The organism is Arthrobacter sp. NPDC093125 (assembly GCF_044754225.1).
GTDB lineage: Bacteria > Actinomycetota > Actinomycetes > Actinomycetales > Micrococcaceae > Arthrobacter.
Map to the genome: position 1 here is coordinate 597,182 of NZ_JBIVOQ010000001.1, position 19,201 is coordinate 616,382.

Sequence of the window (19,201 nt, forward strand, 5' to 3'; positions counted from 1 at the left end):
GTCAGTGACGGTTCAGTGACTTCAGAACGCGTCCGTTAAACACCGCCATCGTCCGTCGCCCGGCTTTTGAAAACCTTGGAGGAGCCAGCGGAAGCACCACCCGGGCCCACCCGAATAGGTGGTGCGCGGAGCAGGTTTTAGCGCTTTCCCTTTTTCCGGGAGCCCTTGCCGCGGCCCTTGTCCGGGTTCGGCGCGTAGCGCTGGGCGACCTTGGGCTTCTTGGCGCCGCCGGTCCCGCGGCGGTCCGGTTTCGGCTCCTTTTTGGGCTTTTCCACCTTCGCGGACGGCTGCCTGGAACTCTGCGCCGTCCTGCCGCGGACGATGCCGATAAACTCCTCGATCACCTCGTCCGTGGCATCGCTGGGCCAGGCGAGCGCGATCTGCGTGCCGGGCGCTCCGGTGAGCCTGCGGGCCACGGTGTCCTTGACGTTGAAGTGCCGGGCCACGGACATGGGCAGGATCAGCAGGCCCGCGCCCGAAGCCACCACCTGCATGGCGGTCTCCGGGCCGCCAAGCTCGTCAGCATCGAGGAAGGTCTCCTCCGCGAGATCCTCAAGGGCAACTTCCTCAAACACCGAGATCTCATGGCCTTTGGGGGCCACCACCACGGGCTGTTCCTCATACAGGGGAATGACGTTCAGGCCCTCGCGGTCCACTGGCAGGCGAACAAAACTGAGGTCAGCGGCACCGTCGCTGAGAACGGAAAGCTGGGTGCCGCCGTCGGACATGAAGGAACGCAAGGGAACATCCGGCATCCGCTCTTCCCAACGCCGGATCCATTTGCCCGGCGTAACGCCGGCAACGTACGCAAAGCGCAGCACCCGCTGCTCGGGTTCCGGCGGGGCAGGGGCTAGCGTGGGATCTTCTTCAGCGGACACACGTTCACAGTACCGCCAGCAGCGGGCGGGCGGCCCCGGACGGTCCTGCCGTTGGTGCGTCCCCTGCCGGCAGCCGGATACCCTTGAGGCATGACCTCTGCTAACTCCCAGTCCATGAAGCCGGCCACTGTTGCCAAGAAGCTTGGCATCTACCTGCCCGCAACACCCCAGGAGTTCCAGGATTCAACCATCACCCGCGCCGAATTCGCGGAGCTGCAGGCAAACCCGCCGGAGTGGCTCGCCGAACTGCGCCGCAACGGCCCGCACCCCCGCCCGGTGGTGGCCCAGAAACTGAACGTCTCCATCAGCGGCCTCGCCCGCGGCGGCGTTGATGAGGCGCTTACGACGGCGGAAATCACCGCGCTGTTGCAGGCTCCTCCGCAGTGGCTGGTCACCGAACGGGCAACGCACGCGGCCGTCCGGGCCGAGGCGCAACGCGTCAAGGATGAGGCCGCCAAGAAGGAAGCCAAGAATTCCCGCGCCAGGGCGGAGTAGGCCATCGCGGCATAGCGCTGGCGGACCAGACAGAACGGCTGCCGGTCAGGAGACCTGCAGGCCTCCGTTGATGTCATAGGTCGCGGCCGTGATGTAGCCGGCGTCCTCGCCCATCAGGAAGACCATCAGCGCGGCTATGTCGCGCACGGTTCCCACCCTGCCCACCATGATGTCCGCGGACATCGCAGCCTTGCGCTCGTCGGTCAGGGTTCCGCCCATGATGTCCGTGTCCACGGGACCGGGCGCCACGCAGTTGACCGTGATGCCGTGCTGGCCCATCTCCCGGGCAAGAGCCCGCGTGAACCCGATGATCGCGGCCTTCGAGGCGCTGTACGCGACCTTGGAGTAGGTGCCGCCGCCGCGCTGGGCCGAGATGGACGAGACACTGACGATCCTGCCAAGTTTGCGCTCGATCATGCCCCTGAGCACGCGCTGGGTCACCAGGAACGTGCCCGTCATGTTGATTTTGAAGACCCGGTCCCAAGCTTCGGGCGTCTCGTCCATGAACTCGGTGGGCGAGCTGATACCGGCCAGGTTGGCCAGGGCGACGATCGGTGGCATTGTCCTTTCCACCTCGTTGATGGCCGCGTTCACCGTCGCCTGGTCAGAGACGTCCGCGCCCGCCCCCATGGCCTTGACGCCGTAGACGTCGGCGATTTCCTCCGCTGCTTTCTTTGCCGCGTCGCCGTCGATATCCAGAATCGCTACGGACCAGCCGCCGCTGGCGAGCATTTCCGCCGTCGCCCGCCCAATGCCGCGCGGGGACGCGGCACCCGTCAATACGGCAGTCCGCTCGGCCGGGAAGGTTGCGTGGTGGGTCATGACTGTCAGCCTTTCGTCGCCTGGTTTCCCGGTTCCTGCCCTGAAGTTTGCGTCAGCTCTTGATGTCGAACTCGTCAGCGGCCACGGCTTCCTCGCCCACGGTGGCGGGCGTGCCCGGCTTGACGTGTCCCTCCGGGCGCCTGCGGGCGTAAAGGAACGTGGCAATGGCCGTGATGCCGAGGCAGGCCGCCAGGAACACGAGGCCGGACCGGTTGTCGCCCGTGGCGTCATTGAACAGGCCCACCGCGTAGGGGGCCACGAAGCCGCCGAGGTTACCCAGTGAGTTCACCATTGCCAGGCCGGCTGCCGCCGCAGCGCCCACCAGGGCGGTTGCGGGCATGGCCAGGAACGGCGCAATGGCGGAGTAGATGCCCATGGCCGCAAGTGTCAGGGCGATCATTGCAAGGATCGCGTTGACCTGCACCAGGTAGCCGGCGGCCAGGAGGCCGATGGCCGCCATCACCATGCTGATGCTGGCATGCATGACACGGTTGCCCGTGCGGTCCGAACGCTTGCCCCAGAAGTAGACGAAGACGGCCGCAATCGTGTACGGAATGGCCACGATGAAGCCCACTTCGGTGGTGCTGAACCTGCCGAGCGCGGCCACGATAGTCGGCATCCAGAGGCCCAGGCCATAAATGCCGCAGACCAGGCCGAAGTACAGGGCCGAGTAGGCGATGGTGCGCGAGTCCTTCAGGCCGGCGAGGAAGTGGTGCGGCTGGCCCTTCTGGTGGTGCGCCAGTTCATCGTCCATGGTCTTGGTGAGCCATTCACGCTCGTCATCGGCCAGCCAGCGGGCGTGGCTTGGACGGTCGGTCATGAGGACCGGGGTGAGAAGGCCCAGGAGGATTGCGGGGATGCCTTCAATGATGTACAGCCACTGCCAGCCGTGGAGGCCCCAGATGCCGTCCATCTGGAGGAGCAGGCCGGAGACCGGGGCGCCGAGGGCGTTGGAGATCGGCTGGGCCAGGATGAAGATGCCCAGCACGGTGACGCGCTGCGCGGCGGGGAACCACAGCGTGAGGTAGAACAGCATGGCCGGGAAGAAGCCGGCTTCGGCGGCACCCAGCAGGAACCGGATGATGTAGAACGTGACTTCTCCGTTGACCAGGGCCATGGCCGTGGCGAAGATGCCCCACGAGATCAGGATGCGGGCGATCCACTTCCGCGCGCCGAACTTGTACATGCCGGCGTTGCTGGGGATCTCCAGCAGCGCGTAGCCGAGGAAGAAGATGCCGGCGCCGAGGCCGTACGCGGCGGCGCTGAGGCCGATGTCCTCGCTCATGGTCAGCTTGGCAAAGCCGACGTTGTTCCGGTCCAGATAGGCGATGAAGTACAGCAGGACAATCAGCGGCATGAGGCGGCCGCGTACCCGCCGCAGCGTCCTCTGGCCAAGCTCATCCAGTTGGTTCGCAGGGTTCATGGAAGACATGGTTCACCTCGCTACGAGAGACGGGCCCGCCGGGCTTCCTCAGCGGAATGGTTAAGGTTTACCACCCAGCAACCGAATAGTCACCATACTTACTAATATTTGAGGAGAGGCTCCAGTTTCCTGTGCAGGGCACGCTAATCCCCGGACCTGAGCCAGTCCAGAAGCCGTTCCAGCGGCCACGTGGTGATGATCCGTTCCGCGGGCACCCCCACACGCTCGGCCCGCTCGGCTCCGTACTGGAGGAAGTCCAGCTGCCCCGGGGCGTGCGCATCGCTGTCGATGCTGAACAGGCATCCTGCCTCAAGGGCGAGTTCCATGAGGTTGTCCGGCGGGTCCTGGCGTTCGGGCCGGGAATTGATTTCGACGGCGACACCCGCCTCCGCGCATGCCGCGAACACCCGCTCGGCGTCGAACTCCGATTCCGGCCGGGTCCCCCGGGAGCCCTGCAGCAGGCGACCGGTGCAGTGCCCGAGCACGTTGGTGTGCGGGTTCCGGATGCCGGCGAGCATGCGTTCGGTCATGGTGCGGCGGTCCGAGCGGAGCTTCGAGTGGACGCTGGCTACAACGACGTCGAGCTTCGCCAGCATCTCGGGCGTCTGGTCCAGCTCGCCGTTCTCAAGGATGTCCACTTCGATGCCGCGCAGCAGCCTGAAGTCCCCGCCGTCCTGCGTGGGGCCGGCGTAGGCATCGTTGATTGCCGCCACGGCCTCCAGCTGGCTGTTGAGGCGTTCCGCGCTCAGCCCGTTGGCGATCTTGAGGTTCGGGGAATGGTCGGTCAGGGCAAGGTATTCGCGGCCAAGGTGCCTGGCGGCGTCTGCCATGAGATCGATGGGAGAACCGCCGTCGGACCAGTTGCTGTGGCTGTGCAGGTCTCCCCGGAGCAGGCTGCGAAGACCATCCCCGCTTGCGGCGAGCGGTTTCGCGCCGCCCTGCCGGAGCTTCTCGAGGTAGTCGGGGACGCCGCCGTCGACTGCCTGCCGGATGACCTGGAAGGTCGTGTCCCCGATGCCCTTGGTCCGCTTCAGCCTGCCGTCGCGTACCCGCTCGGCCAGATCATCGGGCTCAATGTCCGCAATGACGCCCGCGGCCTTCCGGAACGCCTGGACTTTGAAGGTGGGGGCGGCGCCGCGTTCCAACCAGAACGCGATTTCATTCAGTGCGTCGACGGCGTCCATTCAGCCCCTTCCCTGGTCTTTCCGGTACCCCACGTTTCCCTGTGCCCCTGGCCTTCCCTTTTCTTACTGCAACTTCCTACTGCAGCGCCGGTCAGTCCTGGTGCAGCTGGATGTAGTTGCCGCAGCCGTCATCAAACACGGCGGAGATGCCGGAGGGGTCCTCCGAGGGTTCGCCCTGGAAGCGGACGCCGGCCGCGGTGAGGCGTTCATGCTCGGCCCGGACGTCGGGGACGCCGAAGACGATGGCCGGGAGCCCCGATTCGTACAGTCCGTTCATGTAGGCGGCCGCGATCGGGTTGTCACTCGGCTCCAGCAGCAGCCCCACATCGCCGCCAGCGGCGCCATTGTTCTGCGGACCGGAGTCCTGGGAGCCCGGGTCTTTGATGATGTAGAGGTTATATTCCGGCATCGCCATAAGTGTCTCGAAGCCGAGAGTCCCGGTGTAAAACGAGTGGGCGGCCGCTGGATCTTTGACGTGGATGCTGCACATTTTGAGTCGCATGCCGCCAACGCTACGCCGCGGGCCGCCTGCTGCAAACCGTTTCCGCTGGCCAGTCGCCCGGCAGTCGTCCGCCGGTTGACGCCGCTCTACAGCGGCAGGCGCCCCATTGACCGGCGGCGCGCGACGGGCTGGAATTGAGGTGGAGCCCGATTACCGGGGCCCGCTCTCTTGGAGGTGGTGGAGTGCCCGCCGTAACCGACGCCGCCCCGTTCGGGGTGCTGACGCTGATCCTTTGGGGTGCCGTGCTGGCTGCCGCCGCTGCCTGTACCGTCCTGGCGGTGCGGCACCATGCCGCCACGTCCGACGGCGACCCTTCTGACCCGCTGTTCTGGGACCTTTTCGGAGGGGCGGCCGTGATTGTCCCGGCGCTTCTCATCCCGGCGGTGGCTTCTCCCCCGGCGGGCTTTGCCTTGGCCGCGCTTACCTGCGCCAGCGGCGTCGCCGCCTACCGGAGCGGCCCAAGGGTGCTTGGCTGGTACTCGTCCCGGCGCCAGCGGCGTCAGGAACTGCGCGACGAACTGCCTGCCCGGCAGGCCGCCGTTGTGCTTCACGATGCGGTGCTGAAACGCTGGCAACGCTACGAGCTGGACCCGGCACTCACCATCGACTACCCGGACATGTCGGATGTGGCCCGGCCCGAAACCGCCGCGCTCGTTAAGGCGATGCGGGAGGCGGAGCTGCTGCGGTCATCCCGGGAGCGTGGCTATCCGTCCGCTGTCGCGCAGCTGGAAGCGGCGCTGCAGCGTGCGGAAATAGCGGCGGGAGCGCCGCCGGCTGTCTGCCGCGACAGCGGCCGGCGCTCAGCAGCGGTGTCTAGCGGCCGGCGGGAATGGTAACTTAGATCACCGTCTGCTGGATGGTTCTAACAACTTTTTGGCGCCTGCCGCATGGTCTCACACCTGGTGCAGCCGGCTCCCGTGCAACAAGAAGCTGGAGGCTTGTATGCGCACTTCTAGAATGCTGCGCGCCGGAATCGGTGCGATGGTGGCAGTGGCGGCGCTGGTGGTGACGACGGCGGTTCCGGCCGGCGCGATCACCGGCGACTACGTCAAGGACACTGAGCACCCCTTTGTTGGGCTCGTCGTTTTCTACGACGACAAGGGCGCCTTCCACCACCGGTGCTCCGGAGCCCTGCTGACGCCCACCGTGTTCCTGACCGCCGGCCACTGCACCGCCGGCGCCTCCTCCGCGCGGGTGTACTTCCAGCAGGACGCCGGCGCGAACTGGAGCCCTGAGACAGGAAAAGATGATCCCATAACCGGCTATCCGAATACCTGTGCCGGGGAAACGGAAGGGACCCTGTGCGCGACGTCCAGCGAGCTGCACGACTACGGCTTTGAGGGGCTGGACGCGGTTCCCGAGACCAGGGATGCCGGGCTTGTGATCCTGGCGCAGCCGATTGAGCTCGGGGAGTACGCGAGCCTCGCGGCAGCGGGCACTCTGGACGCACTGGCCGCCAGACGCGGACAACAGGAAACGACGTTTACCGCCAGCGGCTACGGAGTTTCCGAGGTCAATCCGGTATCCACGACCTCGTTTCGGGAACGGCTGATGGCCGAGTCCAGGCTGACGAATCTGACCAGTTCAAGCAACGACGGCTACAACGTCCAAACCAACGGCAACGGCAAGGACCGCGGCGGCACCTGCACAGCTGACTCCGGCGGGCCGCTGTTCTACGGCCCCTTCACGTCAAACACCATCACCGGCATCACCTCGTTCGGGCACAACCGCTATTGCAAGGGCACCGGGTTTTCCTACCGCACCGACCGGCAGGAAGTGATCGACTGGATCACGTCCGTGGCCGGAGACGAGAAGATCACCGTCGTGCCCCTGCCGACGGGCTGATCCGCGGCTTCAGTTTCCGCCCTCCCGCTGTTGCCCTGCCTGTTTTCCGGGCGGCCGGCGGAGGCACGCTATGCCGAGCACGGCGCAGGACATCCAGAGCGCTCCGCTGGGGCCGACCGGCGCGGCCAGCAGTCCCGCTGCGGCCGGCAAGGTCACCTGGCCTGCCCGGTTGCCGAGCAGTCGGAGGGCGAGAGCTGCTCCTCTGGAGGCCGGCGGTACTGCCTGGGTAACGAGCGTCATGGTGATTGGCTGCCCCAGGCCCAGGAAGAATCCGCAGAGAGCCAGCAGACCTCCGGCGATCCACGTAAGTTCGAACAGCCACGGCAGCAAAGCGAGAGTCGCTCCCGCGCCGGCAAGGCTGGCGATGATGAGCCCGGGCCGGCTCCAGCGGGCGAGGAGAACCGGCAGGAGCAGGCGGGATGTGATGGAGGCGGCCGCCCGTGTGGCGAGCAGGATGCCTACGACGACCGGGGATACGCCTTTGTCCTCGCCCAGGAGCGGGAGGAAGGCGACCAGGATGTCCGTGGTCGCCAGGAGCGCCAGGCTTGCCACCATGTTGGTCTTCACGGTGGGATACCGCAGCAGCGAGGCCACGGAGTCCGGGCGGGGCGCAGGTGACGGCTTCTCATCCTTTTTATGCGTTGGGCCCTGTTTCGCGCCAGTGCCAAACGTGAACGGAACGGCGAGCGCCGCGATGGCCCCGGCGATGAGGAGACCGGTATTCGAGTCAGCCAGCCTCGCGGCGGCAGGAACTCCTTCGGCCGCTCCCATGGCGAGGCCGGCCAGCAGCGGCCCAGCCATTTGTCCCACAGAGAAGGAGGCCGTAAACCAGCCAAAGGCGGCGTCCATATGGCTGAGGGGGACGAACCTGGCGATCGCGGACTGTCCAGCGATCGTGAAGCAGAGATGCCCGAGGCCCAGCACCGCGCTTGCCGCTGCCACAACGGGCAGTGACGGGGAGACGGAAAGCAGGACCGGCCCGGCCGCCAGGAGCAAAGTCCCCACAGCCACGATCCCCCGCAGGGAACTCCGCCTGTCCGATACCCTGCCCAGCCATAACGCGGCCGCCACCGGGATCAGCGCATACGACGCCGATGTAAGACCGACGATCAGCGAGTCGCCGCCGAGGGCCAGGACTTTGTAGGAGATCAGCGGCCGGGCAAGGTTCAGGGCAATCTGGCAGAGGACGGCGGACGCGATCAGCATCCATAGCCACCTGCGTGACCGTGGCCGGTTCTTACTCAAGGGTCCCCCGTCGTTCACGCGCTCCCGTCATTTGAAGTCGGCGCAGTCAACGTGCTCGCCATGGATAGCAGCACATAGTGGCTCCACAAAGACGCCGGAAACGACCGGCACTGATCCTGTCAGCGGTGGCGTCCGGCTTACCGCCGCACCCCTGGAGGCTGGAAAGGGAAGCCACAAGCTAAATTACCGGACCGTGAGTCAGGACCATGCCGCCAGGCGCGTGAACTCGGCCACGCCCCAGACGCCCTGCCTCCGCTCATGTGACTTTCTCTGGTACAGACGATTCAGTGGGCCAGGCTCAGGCCGCGTCAGGCGGGTCTGCTTGGGTGCGGTACAGGCTTTCGATGACGGTGTCGGCGTGCAGGGGGCCGATTTTGGGATACATCGTGCGCAACTCCCTCACGGCCGCCTCATGTCCGCGCTTGATGTGGATGACCCTGAGCCAGCTGATCTGCAAGCCGGACAGGTGCACACCGGCCTTCACTACCTGCCGGTGCTCGATGATGCGCCAGACGCTCACACCCGCTTGAAGGGCCGCCACAACGGCGACCAGGAGTGTCACGATGTCCAATTTCGTACGCGACCACAACTAGGGGCAGGACGCCGGGAAGGACGTCCGCTGCCTGCACTCGCATCAGCGCCATCGGCTTGGCCCGGCGGTTCCAGGACAGCAGGATCACGCCCTGGATCACGGCAGAGATGGCGACGACGAAGGTGAACAGGACGTTCCTGCCGGCGTCTGGTCCGGCGGAAAGTGCGGCGGCCAGCCATATGGCAAGGCCGCCGGCAACCAGCAATCCGCCGCCGACCACCAGGGACACCGGTCGGGCATTCCTCACCACACGCACCGGCAGTACCCCCTCCCCTGACAGGGCGCGACCCGTGCGATCATCGAACGCCACCGCTTGGCCGGTGTCAACCATTCCGTCGCCAATCACCGGGCCCGGGAGTAAGTCAGGGGCGCGTCCGCTGATCCATCAACTGGGGGAATGCCGCGTGGCCGCTACTCTTGAAGCAGCCCATCCTGCACGGAAGGACGAATACTGTGACCGCAATCCTGTCGGACCGCGCTGCTGTATTCCTGCGCCGCGCGGGCTTGCTGGCCGGGCTGCTGGCAATCATCGCCGGCATTTTCGGGATGCACGTCCTCACCGGGTCCCACTCCATGCACCTGGCAGACTCCAGCGCCGCGACGCAGCCCCATCACATGGCAGACTCCAGTGCCGCGGCGCAGCCCCATCACCTGGCGGCCGAGCAACCCGGCCAAGGCAGCCATGACCACGACAGCCAAGACGATGCACCGACGGTCACCGCCGGCATAATTACCCCCGATGACGATGTGCCGGCGCCAGGCGCTTGCAGCTGCATGGGCGGGGATCCATGTGCAGGCATGTCGGCCATGGGCGGGTCCTGCATCCCGTCCGGCAGCACCGGCACCCTGGCCGCGCCGCCGCCGTCGACCGTGTCCTTTGCAGCGGAAACCCAGGCACCCGAGGTGGCCGCCTCCAGTTACGCCTACCTTCCCGAGAGCCCGTCACCGGCCGACCTTTGCATCAGCAGGACGTAAAAGGACCCTGCGCCGTGGCTGCCACAGCCCCCGCATCCAGCGCCAGCCTGCCACGGCACACACGTTCTTACCCCGAGCGGGCAGCAGCCCGTCCTCCCGTCGGTGACCCTTAATCAAGGGCACCGACTGATTCAAAGGACCTTCTTCCCATGAACAAGAAAATCCTCACCCTTTCCGGTGTCGCCATGGCAGCCGTCATCACCCTCGCCGGCTGCTCCACCCCGGGCGGCAACACGTCGGGAACAAGCACCAGCCCGGCAGAGACATCGGCTGCTGCGACAACACCGGCCGCCGCTGACCACAACGCAACAGACACGATGTTTGCGCAGATGATGATCCCGCACCACGCACAGGCTGTGGAAATGAGCGACATGATCCTCAAGAAGCAGGACATTCCCGCCAACGTGACCGCATTGGCCACACAGATCAAGGCCGCCCAGGCTCCGGAAATCGAAAAAATGAGCGGCTGGCTCAAGAGCTGGAACGAGTCTGCAACTGCGTCCGCGGGCGCGCACGCCGGGCACGGCATGAGCGGCATGATGAGCGCGGACGACCTCAAGAAGCTCGACGCCGCCCAAGGCACCGAGGCGGCCAAGCTGTTCCTGACCCAGATGATCGCCCATCACGAGGGCGCCGTCATGATGGCCAAGACTGAGGAAAGCGGCGGCCAGAACCCCGAAGCCGTCGAGTTAAGCAAGACGATCATCACCGCCCAGGAGAAGGAGATTCAGGAGATGAAGGACCTGCTGGCCAAGCTCTGACCCGGCCAAGTGGCGCCGGTCCCCCTGCAACAGTGGAGGGACCGGCGCCACCACCAAACCGTTCGTCCCCACCCTTCCCCTCCGGGTCCCGACTGCCCGCCGCTCATCGAGGAGTTCCCTTGCCTTTTCCCGCCCGCACACGCCTCGGCTCCGCCGCAGCAGCCGCCCTTCTCCTTGCCCTTTCTGCCTGCGCGTCCGCTTCTGCCCCAACCGGATCCGCACCGACCGGAACAACCGTGCCCGGAACAGCCCAGTCCGGAGGCAGCGCGGGCAGCCTTCCCAGCTCACACGTCCATGGCCTGACCGTCGACGCCAAAACTGGCAAGGTCCTTTTGGCGACGCACGAGGGCCTGTTCGACATGTCCACCAGGCCGGCCACGAAAATAGGCCCGACCAATGACCTGATGGGCTTCACCGCGGCCGCCGGCACCGGCATCTTCTACGCCTCCGGGCACCCGGGCAAAGACTCCACCATGCCCAACCCGATGGGCCTGATCAGAAGCAGTGACGGCGGCAAGACCTGGGAGCAACTCTCCCGCCAGGGCAAGTCCGATTTCCACGCCCTGACCGTCACCAAGTCCGGCATTGTCGCCTTCGACGGGCAGCTGTGGACGAGCCCGGACGGAAAAACATGGACGACGGCGGCTGCCGGATTCGCGCCGGCGGTGCTGGCCGGCAACCCCGGCACCAACACCGTCCTCGCGACCCTCCCGGAGGGGCTTCAGCGCTCCACCGACGGCGGACGCACCTGGAAGCCGGTCCCGTCATCCCCGGTGATCCAGTTCGCCGCCTTTGCCAACGACAAGGAAGCCGTCGGCGTCGAACCGAACGGCACCGTTCACTACTCCACCGACGGCGGAACCACCTGGACCTCGAAGGGCAAGATCAACGAGAAGGTCCAGGCAGTGACGGCGGCGAAAGGCACTGACGGGAAACTCCAGATCTGGGCGGCGACGGCAGATGAACTGATCGTCTCCAGCGACAGCGGCGTTACGTTCCACGCGGCGGCGGCGGCAGGCTAGGGAGGAGCTAGTAATGGCGCCTTAGTGAGAGCTCGTAAACGGCCCACAACGCCGCCAGTGGCGGCGGCGAAGGCAGCGTCACCCGCCGGGCAATTAGCAAAGAGACCGATTATCTGATAGTAATCATGCTTACTATTATCCGTCGTGCTGGTCCGTCACCAGTGGCTGCCTCTGACCGGAACCCCACCCGCCATTTCAACGTCCGCAGCCCCCACGGCTGAGGGCAGCGTAGGAGAACAATGAAGATCCCTGAAGCGCGCGGACCCGTCAGTGCCGGGCTACTCGACCTCCTTTCCGGACAGCCCGGCGCCGACCCGGCGGCACTGGCGAACCTGCACGAGCTGGTCACGGTGCAATTGCGCGCCGCTGGGGACATCATCGAGGACGAAGACTTCCAGCTGGCGCTGTTCTGCCTCTATGAGCTGCACTACGGGGGTCTGGAGGATGTGGATGACCACTGGGAGTGGAACCCCGGACTGCTCGGGATCCGACAGTTGATTGAGGCACCGTTTGAGGAGTGCCTGCGCTCGGCAGCGCTCGGGTGCACCACGGAGACGCGCTTGCCCCCGGAGGGAACGCTGAGCAGCGACGACGTGGCGGCCATTCTGTTCGGCCTTGCTGCCCAGGAAAGCGGCCCCAGCATGTCCCGCTACGTCGCCAAGAAGGCGACCCTCGAACAACTCCGTGAGTTCCTGATCCACAAGTCCATTTATCAGCTCAAGGAGGCCGACCCGCACACCTGGGCGATTCCCCGGCTGACTGGGCGGGCCAAGGCGGCGCTGGTCGAGATCCAGGCTGACGAATACGGCGGCGGCCGCCCGGACCGGATGCACAGCGCATTGTTTGCCCGCACCATGAGAGGGCTGGGCCTCGAGGACCACTTCGGCGCGTATGTGGATTCTGTCCCTGCAATCTCCCTGGCCGCCGTGAACATGATGTCCCTGTTTGGCCTGAACCGCCGCCTCCGGGGAGCTATCGCCGGACATCTGGCGATCTACGAAATGACGTCGTCCAGGCCCAACCAGCTTTACGGGCAGGGATTCCGGCGCCATGGGTTCGGCGCAGAGGTGACCGGGTACTTCGACGAGCACGTGGAGGCGGACGCGGTTCACGAGCAAATTGCGGGACGTGATCTCGCCGGCGGCCTCGTGGAGGCGGAGCCGGGCCTCCTCGGAGACGTTATTTTCGGTGCCACGGCTGTCCTTGCCATCGACGGGCGGCTGTCCTCCCTGATCATGGATGCCTGGGACAACAGCAGGTCCTCCCTTCGGGCCGCTGTCCCGGCCGGCCTGTGATGCTTTCAGAACCGCTGCCTGCCGAGTACATTCTTCCGCTGCGCTGGGCGGACGATTCCGGACTGGACGAGCTGGTGCCCTATCTGGAGCAACTGTGCTCGTGGATGCGGGTGACCGTCGTTGATGGGTCAGCACCGGATCTCTTTAACGGCCACCAAGCGCGGTTTCCGGCCTCGGTCCGCCACATCCGGCCGGAGCCCGGCACAAGAGGCAACGGCAAAGTAACCGCCGTCATGACTGCCGTGCGCCTCAGTTCCCGGGACAAACTCGTGATCGCTGACGACGACGTTCGCTTCACTCACGAGGGTCTTACTGCCGTCATCGCGGCCCTGGATCACGCCCACGTGGTGCGGCCGCAGAACTTTTTCAGCCCCCTGCCGTGGCACGCGTGCTGGGATACCGCCCGTACGCTGATCAACCGTGCCTTCGCCGACGACTTTCCAGGGACGCTGGCGGTCCGGCGTGACGCATTGCTTGCCACCGACGGATACGGTGGGGTCCTTTTCGAAAACCTTGAACTCATCCGGACCGTCACAGCCGCCGGCGGATTGGAAAAGCGGCTGCCTGCACTGTTCGTAGCGCGCCGGCCTCCAACGTCCCGGCATTTCCTGCGACAGCGGATCAGGCAGGCCTACGACAGCTTCGCCCAGCCCGGCCGTCTCTGCGCGGAGCTGACCCTGGCGCCATTGCTAACCGGCGTGATTGTCCGGGCACCCCGGCTGGCTATCCCCGCTGTCCTGGGATCCGCCGTCGTTGCCGTAATCCTGGCGGAAGTCGGGCGCAGGCGCCACCGGGGCCGGTGCGTCTTTCCCCCGCGGACCATACTGTTTGCCCCGCTCTGGGTTGCCGAACGCGCCCTCTGCAGCTGGATCGCGTTGGTGCTGCGGATCGGAGGAGGCGTCCCCTACGCCGGGATCCGGCTCAAAACAGCCGCGCACTCCCCAGCAGAGTTGCGGACCAGGCACGCCGGCAAGATCGCCGCAGCCTCTCCCCACCCTTCAATCCTTGCCCAGTCAGATCGGTAGTACCCATGAATCAGGACCAGCAGCAGAACCCGGCCAATGGCTCGATCGTCATCTGTCCCGACGGCCCGATCCTGGTCCGCGGCGACTTCGAAATCGTAACTCCATCCGGGGCACCAGTCCCGCGGCAGCGGCGGACCGTGGCCCTGTGCCGGTGCGGGGCCTCGGCGATAAAGCCCTATTGCGACGGCACGCACAAGCTAATCAAGTTCCGGACCGAGCCCCCAGCCGCTCCTGATGATTCAGGTCAATAACCGGCCGCATCCTCGGCATCTTGGGAGAATGGGGCCATGGAATTCAACCGGCTGCTGCAGATCCGGCGCATCTATGCGCAGCGCGCTGCACTGGAGCTTCCCAGGGGCAAAGAGATCATCGAACGCTGGCCGGACGCCGACGTCGTGCTTGTCGACAACCACTGGAACATCCCGGAGCTGCACGGTGATGAAACGAACGTACCGCGCTGGTCCCGCATCAAGACGGAGTCGCTGGTCCTCGGCGTCAAGAAAGCCCTGACCGTTAAGCCGAACGGCCGGTCCGCAGACTTCATTGCGCCCTCAACCGCGAACGGCTGCGCCATGGCATGCGCCTACTGCTACGTGCCCCGGCACAAGGGGTACAGCAATCCGGTAACCGTGTTCGCGAACATCGACCAGATTGCCGGGGCGCTTGAACGGCACGCCACACGCCAGGGCATGAAGCTCGAGCCCAACCAGTGCGACCCGGAACTCTGGGTCTACGACATCGGCGAAAACAGCGACTGCTCCGTGGATGCGCTGATCAGCGACAACGTGGAGGATCTCGTCACGCTCTTCCGCGACTTGCCCACCGCCAAACTCTCCTTTGCCACCAAGTACGTGAACCCGGCGATGCTCGGCTGGGACCACGGCGGCCACACCAGGATCCGCTTTTCCCTTATGCCAGCGGATTTGGCGAAATCGACTGACGTCCGGACCTCGCCGGTGGCTGAACGCATGGCTGCCATCAACGCCTTTGTCGATGCCGGGTACGAGGTGCACGTGAACTTCTCGCCCGTCATCATTACGGATACCTGGCTCAGCGATTGGGAAGAGCTGCTGCGCCAACTCGATGCCACCCTGTCAGCCGCCGCAAAGGCCCAGCTCGCGGCGGAAGTCATCTTCCTGACCCACAACGAGCGGCTCCACGAGGTCAACCTGGGGTGGCATCCGCAGGCCGAGAACGTGCTGTGGCGTCCGGACCTCCAGGAATCGAAGGTCTCGTCCAACGGCTTTACCAACGTCCGCTACCGGTCAGGACGCAAAGCGGGCTATGTGCGGCAACTGACCGCGCTTATTGAGGAGATCGCGCCATACTGCCGCATCCGCTACGCGTTCTGAGCGGAACAGCTGATGAAACAAAGGCCTAAATAAACAGCAACGCGAGGTCACTCCGCGCCCGGTCCGGACCTCCCCGGATGGGCGCGGAGTGAACCCGCGTTGCTGTTTGCTGCTTGGTTTGGCCGAAGCCGGCGGAGCTACAGCTCCACAGTGCCGCTTTCGCCGACGCTCATGCGGCTGTGGGTGACCTTGGACTTCACCCACTGCAGCACGGTGGCCGCGGTGCCGCCGGGGCTGGTCCAGTACTCCGCAGAGTCGGAGTCCACGCGCAGCAGGACCACCTCGGGAGTGTCGGGCCCGTCCGGGAACCATGCCTTAACAGCCTGGTTCCACAGTTCACGGATCTTAGCCCGGTCCCGGACCACTTCGGCGGTTCCGGCAACCGACACCCATTCCGTGCCCTTGCCGAAGGAGACGTTGACCCGGGGGTCGGCGCCAAGGTGGGCCACCTGGGAGGTCCCCTCCCCCGTGAAGAACCACATGTCGCCGTCGTCCTTCACATCCTGGACGGCCAGCGGCCGGCTTACCAGGGCGCCTTTTTCGTTGATGGTGGTGAACATTCCGATGTGGGAATCGTTGATGATGTCCGTGACCTTGCTGATGCTTGCCGTTTCCGTCATGCTGTCACCTCGTTCTGTTCAGTGCCTTTTCAGCATTCGCTGCGGGACTTTCCCTGCACCCCACCCTATTGGTAAGCGTGCTTACTTTCCACCCGCCGCCAGCGCTCGGTAATCCCGGCGCGCCGACTCAGCGTTCCCGCGCCAGCACCTGCCCGCGGAAGAATTCCGGGCGGAGCCTGGCCATGACCAGCATGACCACCACGCCGAGCAGGATCACACCCATGCCGAGGATGAACACCATGCCCACCCCGCCCACGGACGATCCGGAGCCGTACTTGGGGTCCATGGAGTCGAAGGCCGTCTTGACGAACATCACCAGCAGGATCACGCCGCCCAGCAGCGGAGCGAGGAACTTCAGGAAGAAGGCCCGGGCGCTGCTGAAAGCGACGGCCCGGAAGAACCAGACGCAGGCCAGTGCGGTGATGCCGTAGTAAAAGCAGATCATCATGCCCAGCGCCGTGATGGTATCCCAGAGGGCGTTCTCGGAGGTGGTCCGGGTGATCACGTAGAATCCGGCGGCAGCAGCGGCGGCCGCAACCGTCGCATAACCCGGCGACTTGAAGGTCGGGTTGACCCTGCCCATCTTCGCCGGCAGCGCCCTGTTGTGCCCCATGGCCAGCAGGGTCCGGGCAGGCGAGACGAACGTGGACTGCAGCGAGGCCGCGGAGCTGCTGAGGATCGCCAGGGACATCAGGATCGCGAAGGGTCCCATGACCGGACCGGCCAGGACCGCGAAGATGCTGGACTGGTTCTCCGGGTTCCCGGTGCCCAGACCGGCCTCCCCCACCCCGGCGAAGGACAGCGTGGCCAGGGCGGCGGTCAGGTAGATGGCCATGATGACGACGACGGTCACCGTCGCCGCGCGGCCCGGCGTCTTTTTCGGGTTCCTGGTTTCCTCGTTCATCGTCAGGGTCACGTCCCAGCCCCAGTAGATGAAGATCGAGAGCGAGACGCCGGCCGCGAAGGAGGAGAACGAGTCGACGGCCAAGGGGTTGAACCAGTCGGGCGAGATGGCGGTTGCATCGAAGGCGGAGCCGTTGGCCACGTGCAGGAATGCGGCCACCGCGAACCAGCCCAGCACCAGCAGCTGGAACCCGACCAGCACGTACTGGACGCCCTTGGTGGTTTCCATGCCCCGGTAGGAAACCCAGCAGGCCGCGGCGATGAACACCAGGGTGGTGGCTATGTTCACCGGCAGGTTCGCGGCCAGCGCGGCGAGTTCGGGGTTGCCGAACAGCTGGGCCAGCATGAGGTAGAAGAAGTCGACGGCGACCGCGGCCAGGTTGGACAGCACGATGATCGTCGCGGCAATGAGCCCCCAGCCGCCCATCCAGCCGATCCACGGACCGAAGGCGCGGGTCGCCCATGTAAAGGAGGTCCCGGCGTCGGGCATTGCGCTGTTCAGTTCCCGGTAGCCGAGCGCGACGAGCAGCATGGGGATGAACCCTACGAGGAAGATCGCGGGCAGCTGCACCCCCACCTCGGACACGGTGGGCCCGAGCGCCGCGGTGAGGGTATAGGCCGGCGCGATGCAGGAAACACCGATCACCACCGCGCCGATCAGCCCCACGGACCCGGCCTTCAGGCCCTTTTCGCTGAGATTTCCGCGCGTGTCCTGGGAGACCGCCGTCTTGGTGCTCAAGTCATTGCCTCTCAAGTTTCATTCGCCGTTGAATGTGCTTGCGGGTTAGCCGACGGCGGCCGCGGCCGCTTCCAGGGTCCGGTCACCGGGCGCTGCGGCTGCTTCGGTGGCTGCCTGTGCTCCCTGCGTTCCGGTGACTGCCGCCGCTGCCGCAATGCGGGCAGCGGTGGCCTGGCCCATGCGGATGGCGCCGTCGACGTGCTGGTAACCCTCGGCGGCGAGGTCGGAGGAGCACCAGTAGATGGGGCCGACGGGGGCGTGCTGGTCTTTGCCGTAGCGGTGGAGGCCGCCGAGGTCGTAGCTGGAGGCGTAGGCTCCACGGGTCCACTCCTCGGAGCCCCAGTCCGATTCGTAGTAGACCTCCGGCTCGAGGGCATTGTCCCCCAAAAAACCTGCGATGGATTCCAGGATCGCCTGCTTGCGCGCGGCGGCATCCAGTTCGAAGACGGCGTCGGCCTTCTCGTCCGAGATGAAGCCGACGAGGGTGCCGCGTGTGTCGCCGTGGTTGGTGTTGTCGTAGACCTCCTGGACGAGGGAGCCTGCGCTGAACCCGGTCCCGGAGAGCCCCTCCTCGCGCCAGAACGGCGTGCTGTAGACAGCGTGGACCTTGATGACCAGACCAAGTGACTGGTGCTGGTGCATCTGGTGCTGGCGGCGGGGCAGCGGCGGGTTGAAGGAAACGCGGGAGTACAGGTTGGGCGGCACGGCCATGATGACGAAGCGGGCGTTCACGGTGGCGCCGTCGGCCACCGCGGTAACGCGGTGACCGTTGCCGCCGTCGGACTCCCAGTGGAGGGTGCGCACCGGGCTGTTAAGGATGACGTCGTCCGCCAGTTCCGCTGCCTGCAGCAGCGAGACCTGCTGCATCCCGCCGATGACCCGCTTGTCGAGGATGAAATCCTCGTCCGTCAGGTGGGTGAAGGAACCGGCGGAGGCGGCCATGAGCACGGCCTGCAGGGCGGAGAAGGCGTGGGCGGGCTTGGTGAGCATGCCGCCGGCGATGAAGAGGCCGATGTTGTTGCAGGCTTCCTCGTCGCTCGAGTGCTTCCGGAGCCAGTGGTGGAAGGAGATGGTGTCCAGCTCCCGGGCCTTCGGGTGGGACCAGGGCTCGGTGGGGCCGATGTCCGCGGCGAGGGCGTCGAGCAGCGCGGTGAGCCTGTCCATCTCGGCGGCGGTGGCGGCGCTGACGGGGAAGGAGTCACCCGAGTAGCGGACGCGCTTCCCGTCGCCGCCGATGTAGACGGAATCGCCCTCGCGGTAGCGGGAGTAGGTCTGCAGGCCGAGCTCGTCGAGGAGTGCCAGCAGGGCTGTCTGGTCCGGCGAGACCCACTGGCCGCCGATTTCGAGCATGGCCCCGTCGACGGTGTCGGTCCAGGTGCGGCCGCCGACGCGGTCGCGGGCTTCGAGCACGGCGACGGTGAGGCCGGCCTTCTTCAGTTCGCGGGCTGCGGTGAGGCCGGAAGGGCCTGCTCCGACGATCACGACGTCGCGGTCAAGATTCAGCATGATGTCCTTTCTCGGTG

At 65.8% G+C, this 19,201-nt stretch carries 20 protein-coding genes; 10 read left to right on the plus strand and 10 right to left on the minus strand.

Annotation, left to right across the window (positions count from 1 at the left end):
• Positions 1-137: 137 nt before the first annotated feature.
• A complete protein-coding gene (locus ACIP9X_RS02765; RefSeq protein ID WP_400478182.1) occupies positions 138-878 on the minus strand; it encodes a LysR family transcriptional regulator substrate-binding protein in 741 nt (246 codons plus the stop codon).
• Positions 879-968: 90 nt separating this feature from the next.
• Here ACIP9X_RS02765 and ACIP9X_RS02770 point away from each other — a divergent pair, with 90 nt between their 5' ends.
• Positions 969-1,373 carry a DUF5997 family protein gene (locus tag ACIP9X_RS02770; RefSeq protein ID WP_400478183.1) on the plus strand — a complete coding sequence of 135 codons (405 nt, stop codon included), beginning with the start codon at positions 969-971 and terminating at the stop codon, positions 1,371-1,373.
• Between the two features lie 45 nt (positions 1,374-1,418).
• Here the strand turns inward: ACIP9X_RS02770 and ACIP9X_RS02775 are convergent, their stop codons facing one another.
• From ACIP9X_RS02775 to ACIP9X_RS02790, 4 genes are all read right to left on the minus strand, one after another.
• Complete coding sequence (locus tag ACIP9X_RS02775) at positions 1,419-2,195, minus strand: SDR family NAD(P)-dependent oxidoreductase (protein ID WP_400478184.1); 777 nt, start codon at positions 2,193-2,195, stop codon at positions 1,419-1,421.
• Positions 2,196-2,247: 52 nt separating this feature from the next.
• Positions 2,248-3,627: an MFS transporter gene (locus tag ACIP9X_RS02780; RefSeq protein WP_400478185.1), complete on the minus strand. Its 1,380-nt coding sequence runs from the start codon at positions 3,625-3,627 to the stop codon at positions 2,248-2,250.
• A gap of 134 nt (positions 3,628-3,761) precedes the next feature.
• A complete protein-coding gene (locus tag ACIP9X_RS02785) occupies positions 3,762-4,802 on the minus strand; it encodes a PHP domain-containing protein (RefSeq protein ID WP_400478186.1) in 1,041 nt (346 codons plus the stop codon).
• Between the two features lie 91 nt (positions 4,803-4,893).
• Positions 4,894-5,304: a VOC family protein gene (locus ACIP9X_RS02790; RefSeq protein ID WP_400478187.1), complete on the minus strand. Its 411-nt coding sequence runs from the start codon at positions 5,302-5,304 to the stop codon at positions 4,894-4,896.
• A 182-nt stretch (positions 5,305-5,486) separates the two neighbouring features.
• Here ACIP9X_RS02790 and ACIP9X_RS02795 point away from each other — a divergent pair, with 182 nt between their 5' ends.
• Together ACIP9X_RS02795 and ACIP9X_RS02800 are read left to right on the plus strand one after the other, a co-directional pair.
• Positions 5,487-6,140 (plus strand): hypothetical protein, encoded by a 654-nt coding sequence (locus ACIP9X_RS02795; RefSeq protein ID WP_400478188.1) that lies wholly within the window; start codon positions 5,487-5,489, stop codon positions 6,138-6,140.
• Positions 6,141-6,246: 106 nt separating this feature from the next.
• Positions 6,247-7,149, plus strand: coding sequence for a trypsin-like serine protease (locus tag ACIP9X_RS02800; RefSeq protein ID WP_400478189.1), 903 nt, complete (start codon positions 6,247-6,249; stop codon positions 7,147-7,149).
• A 9-nt stretch (positions 7,150-7,158) separates the two neighbouring features.
• Here ACIP9X_RS02800 and ACIP9X_RS02805 read toward each other — a convergent pair whose 3' ends face one another.
• Positions 7,159-8,355 (minus strand): MFS transporter, encoded by a 1,197-nt coding sequence (locus ACIP9X_RS02805; RefSeq protein WP_400478190.1) that lies wholly within the window; start codon positions 8,353-8,355, stop codon positions 7,159-7,161.
• A gap of 337 nt (positions 8,356-8,692) precedes the next feature.
• A complete protein-coding gene (locus tag ACIP9X_RS02810) occupies positions 8,693-8,956 on the minus strand; it encodes a hypothetical protein (RefSeq protein WP_400478191.1) in 264 nt (87 codons plus the stop codon).
• A 483-nt stretch (positions 8,957-9,439) separates the two neighbouring features.
• Between ACIP9X_RS02810 and ACIP9X_RS02815 the strand changes: the two genes are divergently transcribed.
• The 7 genes from ACIP9X_RS02815 to ACIP9X_RS02845 all read left to right on the plus strand — a co-directional run bounded on the left by ACIP9X_RS02815 (position 9,440) and on the right by ACIP9X_RS02845 (position 15,416).
• On the plus strand, positions 9,440-9,961 hold the full coding sequence (locus ACIP9X_RS02815) for a hypothetical protein (RefSeq protein WP_400478192.1): 522 nt from the start codon (positions 9,440-9,442) through the stop codon (positions 9,959-9,961).
• A 149-nt stretch (positions 9,962-10,110) separates the two neighbouring features.
• Positions 10,111-10,722, plus strand: a complete 612-nt coding sequence (locus tag ACIP9X_RS02820) for a DUF305 domain-containing protein (protein ID WP_400478193.1) — start codon at positions 10,111-10,113, stop codon at positions 10,720-10,722.
• 119 nt (positions 10,723-10,841) lie between these two features.
• Positions 10,842-11,744 (plus strand): F510_1955 family glycosylhydrolase, encoded by a 903-nt coding sequence (locus ACIP9X_RS02825; protein ID WP_400478194.1) that lies wholly within the window; start codon positions 10,842-10,844, stop codon positions 11,742-11,744.
• Between the two features lie 239 nt (positions 11,745-11,983).
• Positions 11,984-13,039, plus strand: a complete 1,056-nt coding sequence (locus tag ACIP9X_RS02830; protein ID WP_400478195.1) for an iron-containing redox enzyme family protein — start codon at positions 11,984-11,986, stop codon at positions 13,037-13,039.
• On the plus strand, positions 13,039-14,064 hold the full coding sequence (locus tag ACIP9X_RS02835; RefSeq protein ID WP_400478528.1) for a glycosyltransferase: 1,026 nt from the start codon (positions 13,039-13,041) through the stop codon (positions 14,062-14,064). Before ACIP9X_RS02830 ends, ACIP9X_RS02835 begins: the two co-directional genes overlap by 1 nt.
• Before the next feature lie 5 nt (positions 14,065-14,069).
• Positions 14,070-14,315 carry a CDGSH iron-sulfur domain-containing protein gene (locus ACIP9X_RS02840; protein ID WP_400478196.1) on the plus strand — a complete coding sequence of 82 codons (246 nt, stop codon included), beginning with the start codon at positions 14,070-14,072 and terminating at the stop codon, positions 14,313-14,315.
• A gap of 36 nt (positions 14,316-14,351) precedes the next feature.
• The gene (locus tag ACIP9X_RS02845; RefSeq protein ID WP_400478197.1) at positions 14,352-15,416 is read left to right on the plus strand and encodes a spore photoproduct lyase family protein; all 1,065 of its coding nucleotides are present in this window, start codon (positions 14,352-14,354) and stop codon (positions 15,414-15,416) included.
• Between the two features lie 137 nt (positions 15,417-15,553).
• Here the strand turns inward: ACIP9X_RS02845 and ACIP9X_RS02850 are convergent, their stop codons facing one another.
• From ACIP9X_RS02850 to ACIP9X_RS02860, 3 genes are all read right to left on the minus strand, one after another.
• Positions 15,554-16,036 carry a pyridoxamine 5'-phosphate oxidase family protein gene (locus ACIP9X_RS02850; protein ID WP_400478198.1) on the minus strand — a complete coding sequence of 161 codons (483 nt, stop codon included), beginning with the start codon at positions 16,034-16,036 and terminating at the stop codon, positions 15,554-15,556.
• 127 nt (positions 16,037-16,163) lie between these two features.
• The gene (locus tag ACIP9X_RS02855) at positions 16,164-17,678 is read right to left on the minus strand and encodes an APC family permease (protein WP_400478199.1); all 1,515 of its coding nucleotides are present in this window, start codon (positions 17,676-17,678) and stop codon (positions 16,164-16,166) included.
• Positions 17,679-17,723: 45 nt separating this feature from the next.
• Positions 17,724-19,184, minus strand: coding sequence for a flavin monoamine oxidase family protein (locus tag ACIP9X_RS02860; protein ID WP_400478200.1), 1,461 nt, complete (start codon positions 19,182-19,184; stop codon positions 17,724-17,726).
• Positions 19,185-19,201: the final 17 nt, after the last annotated feature.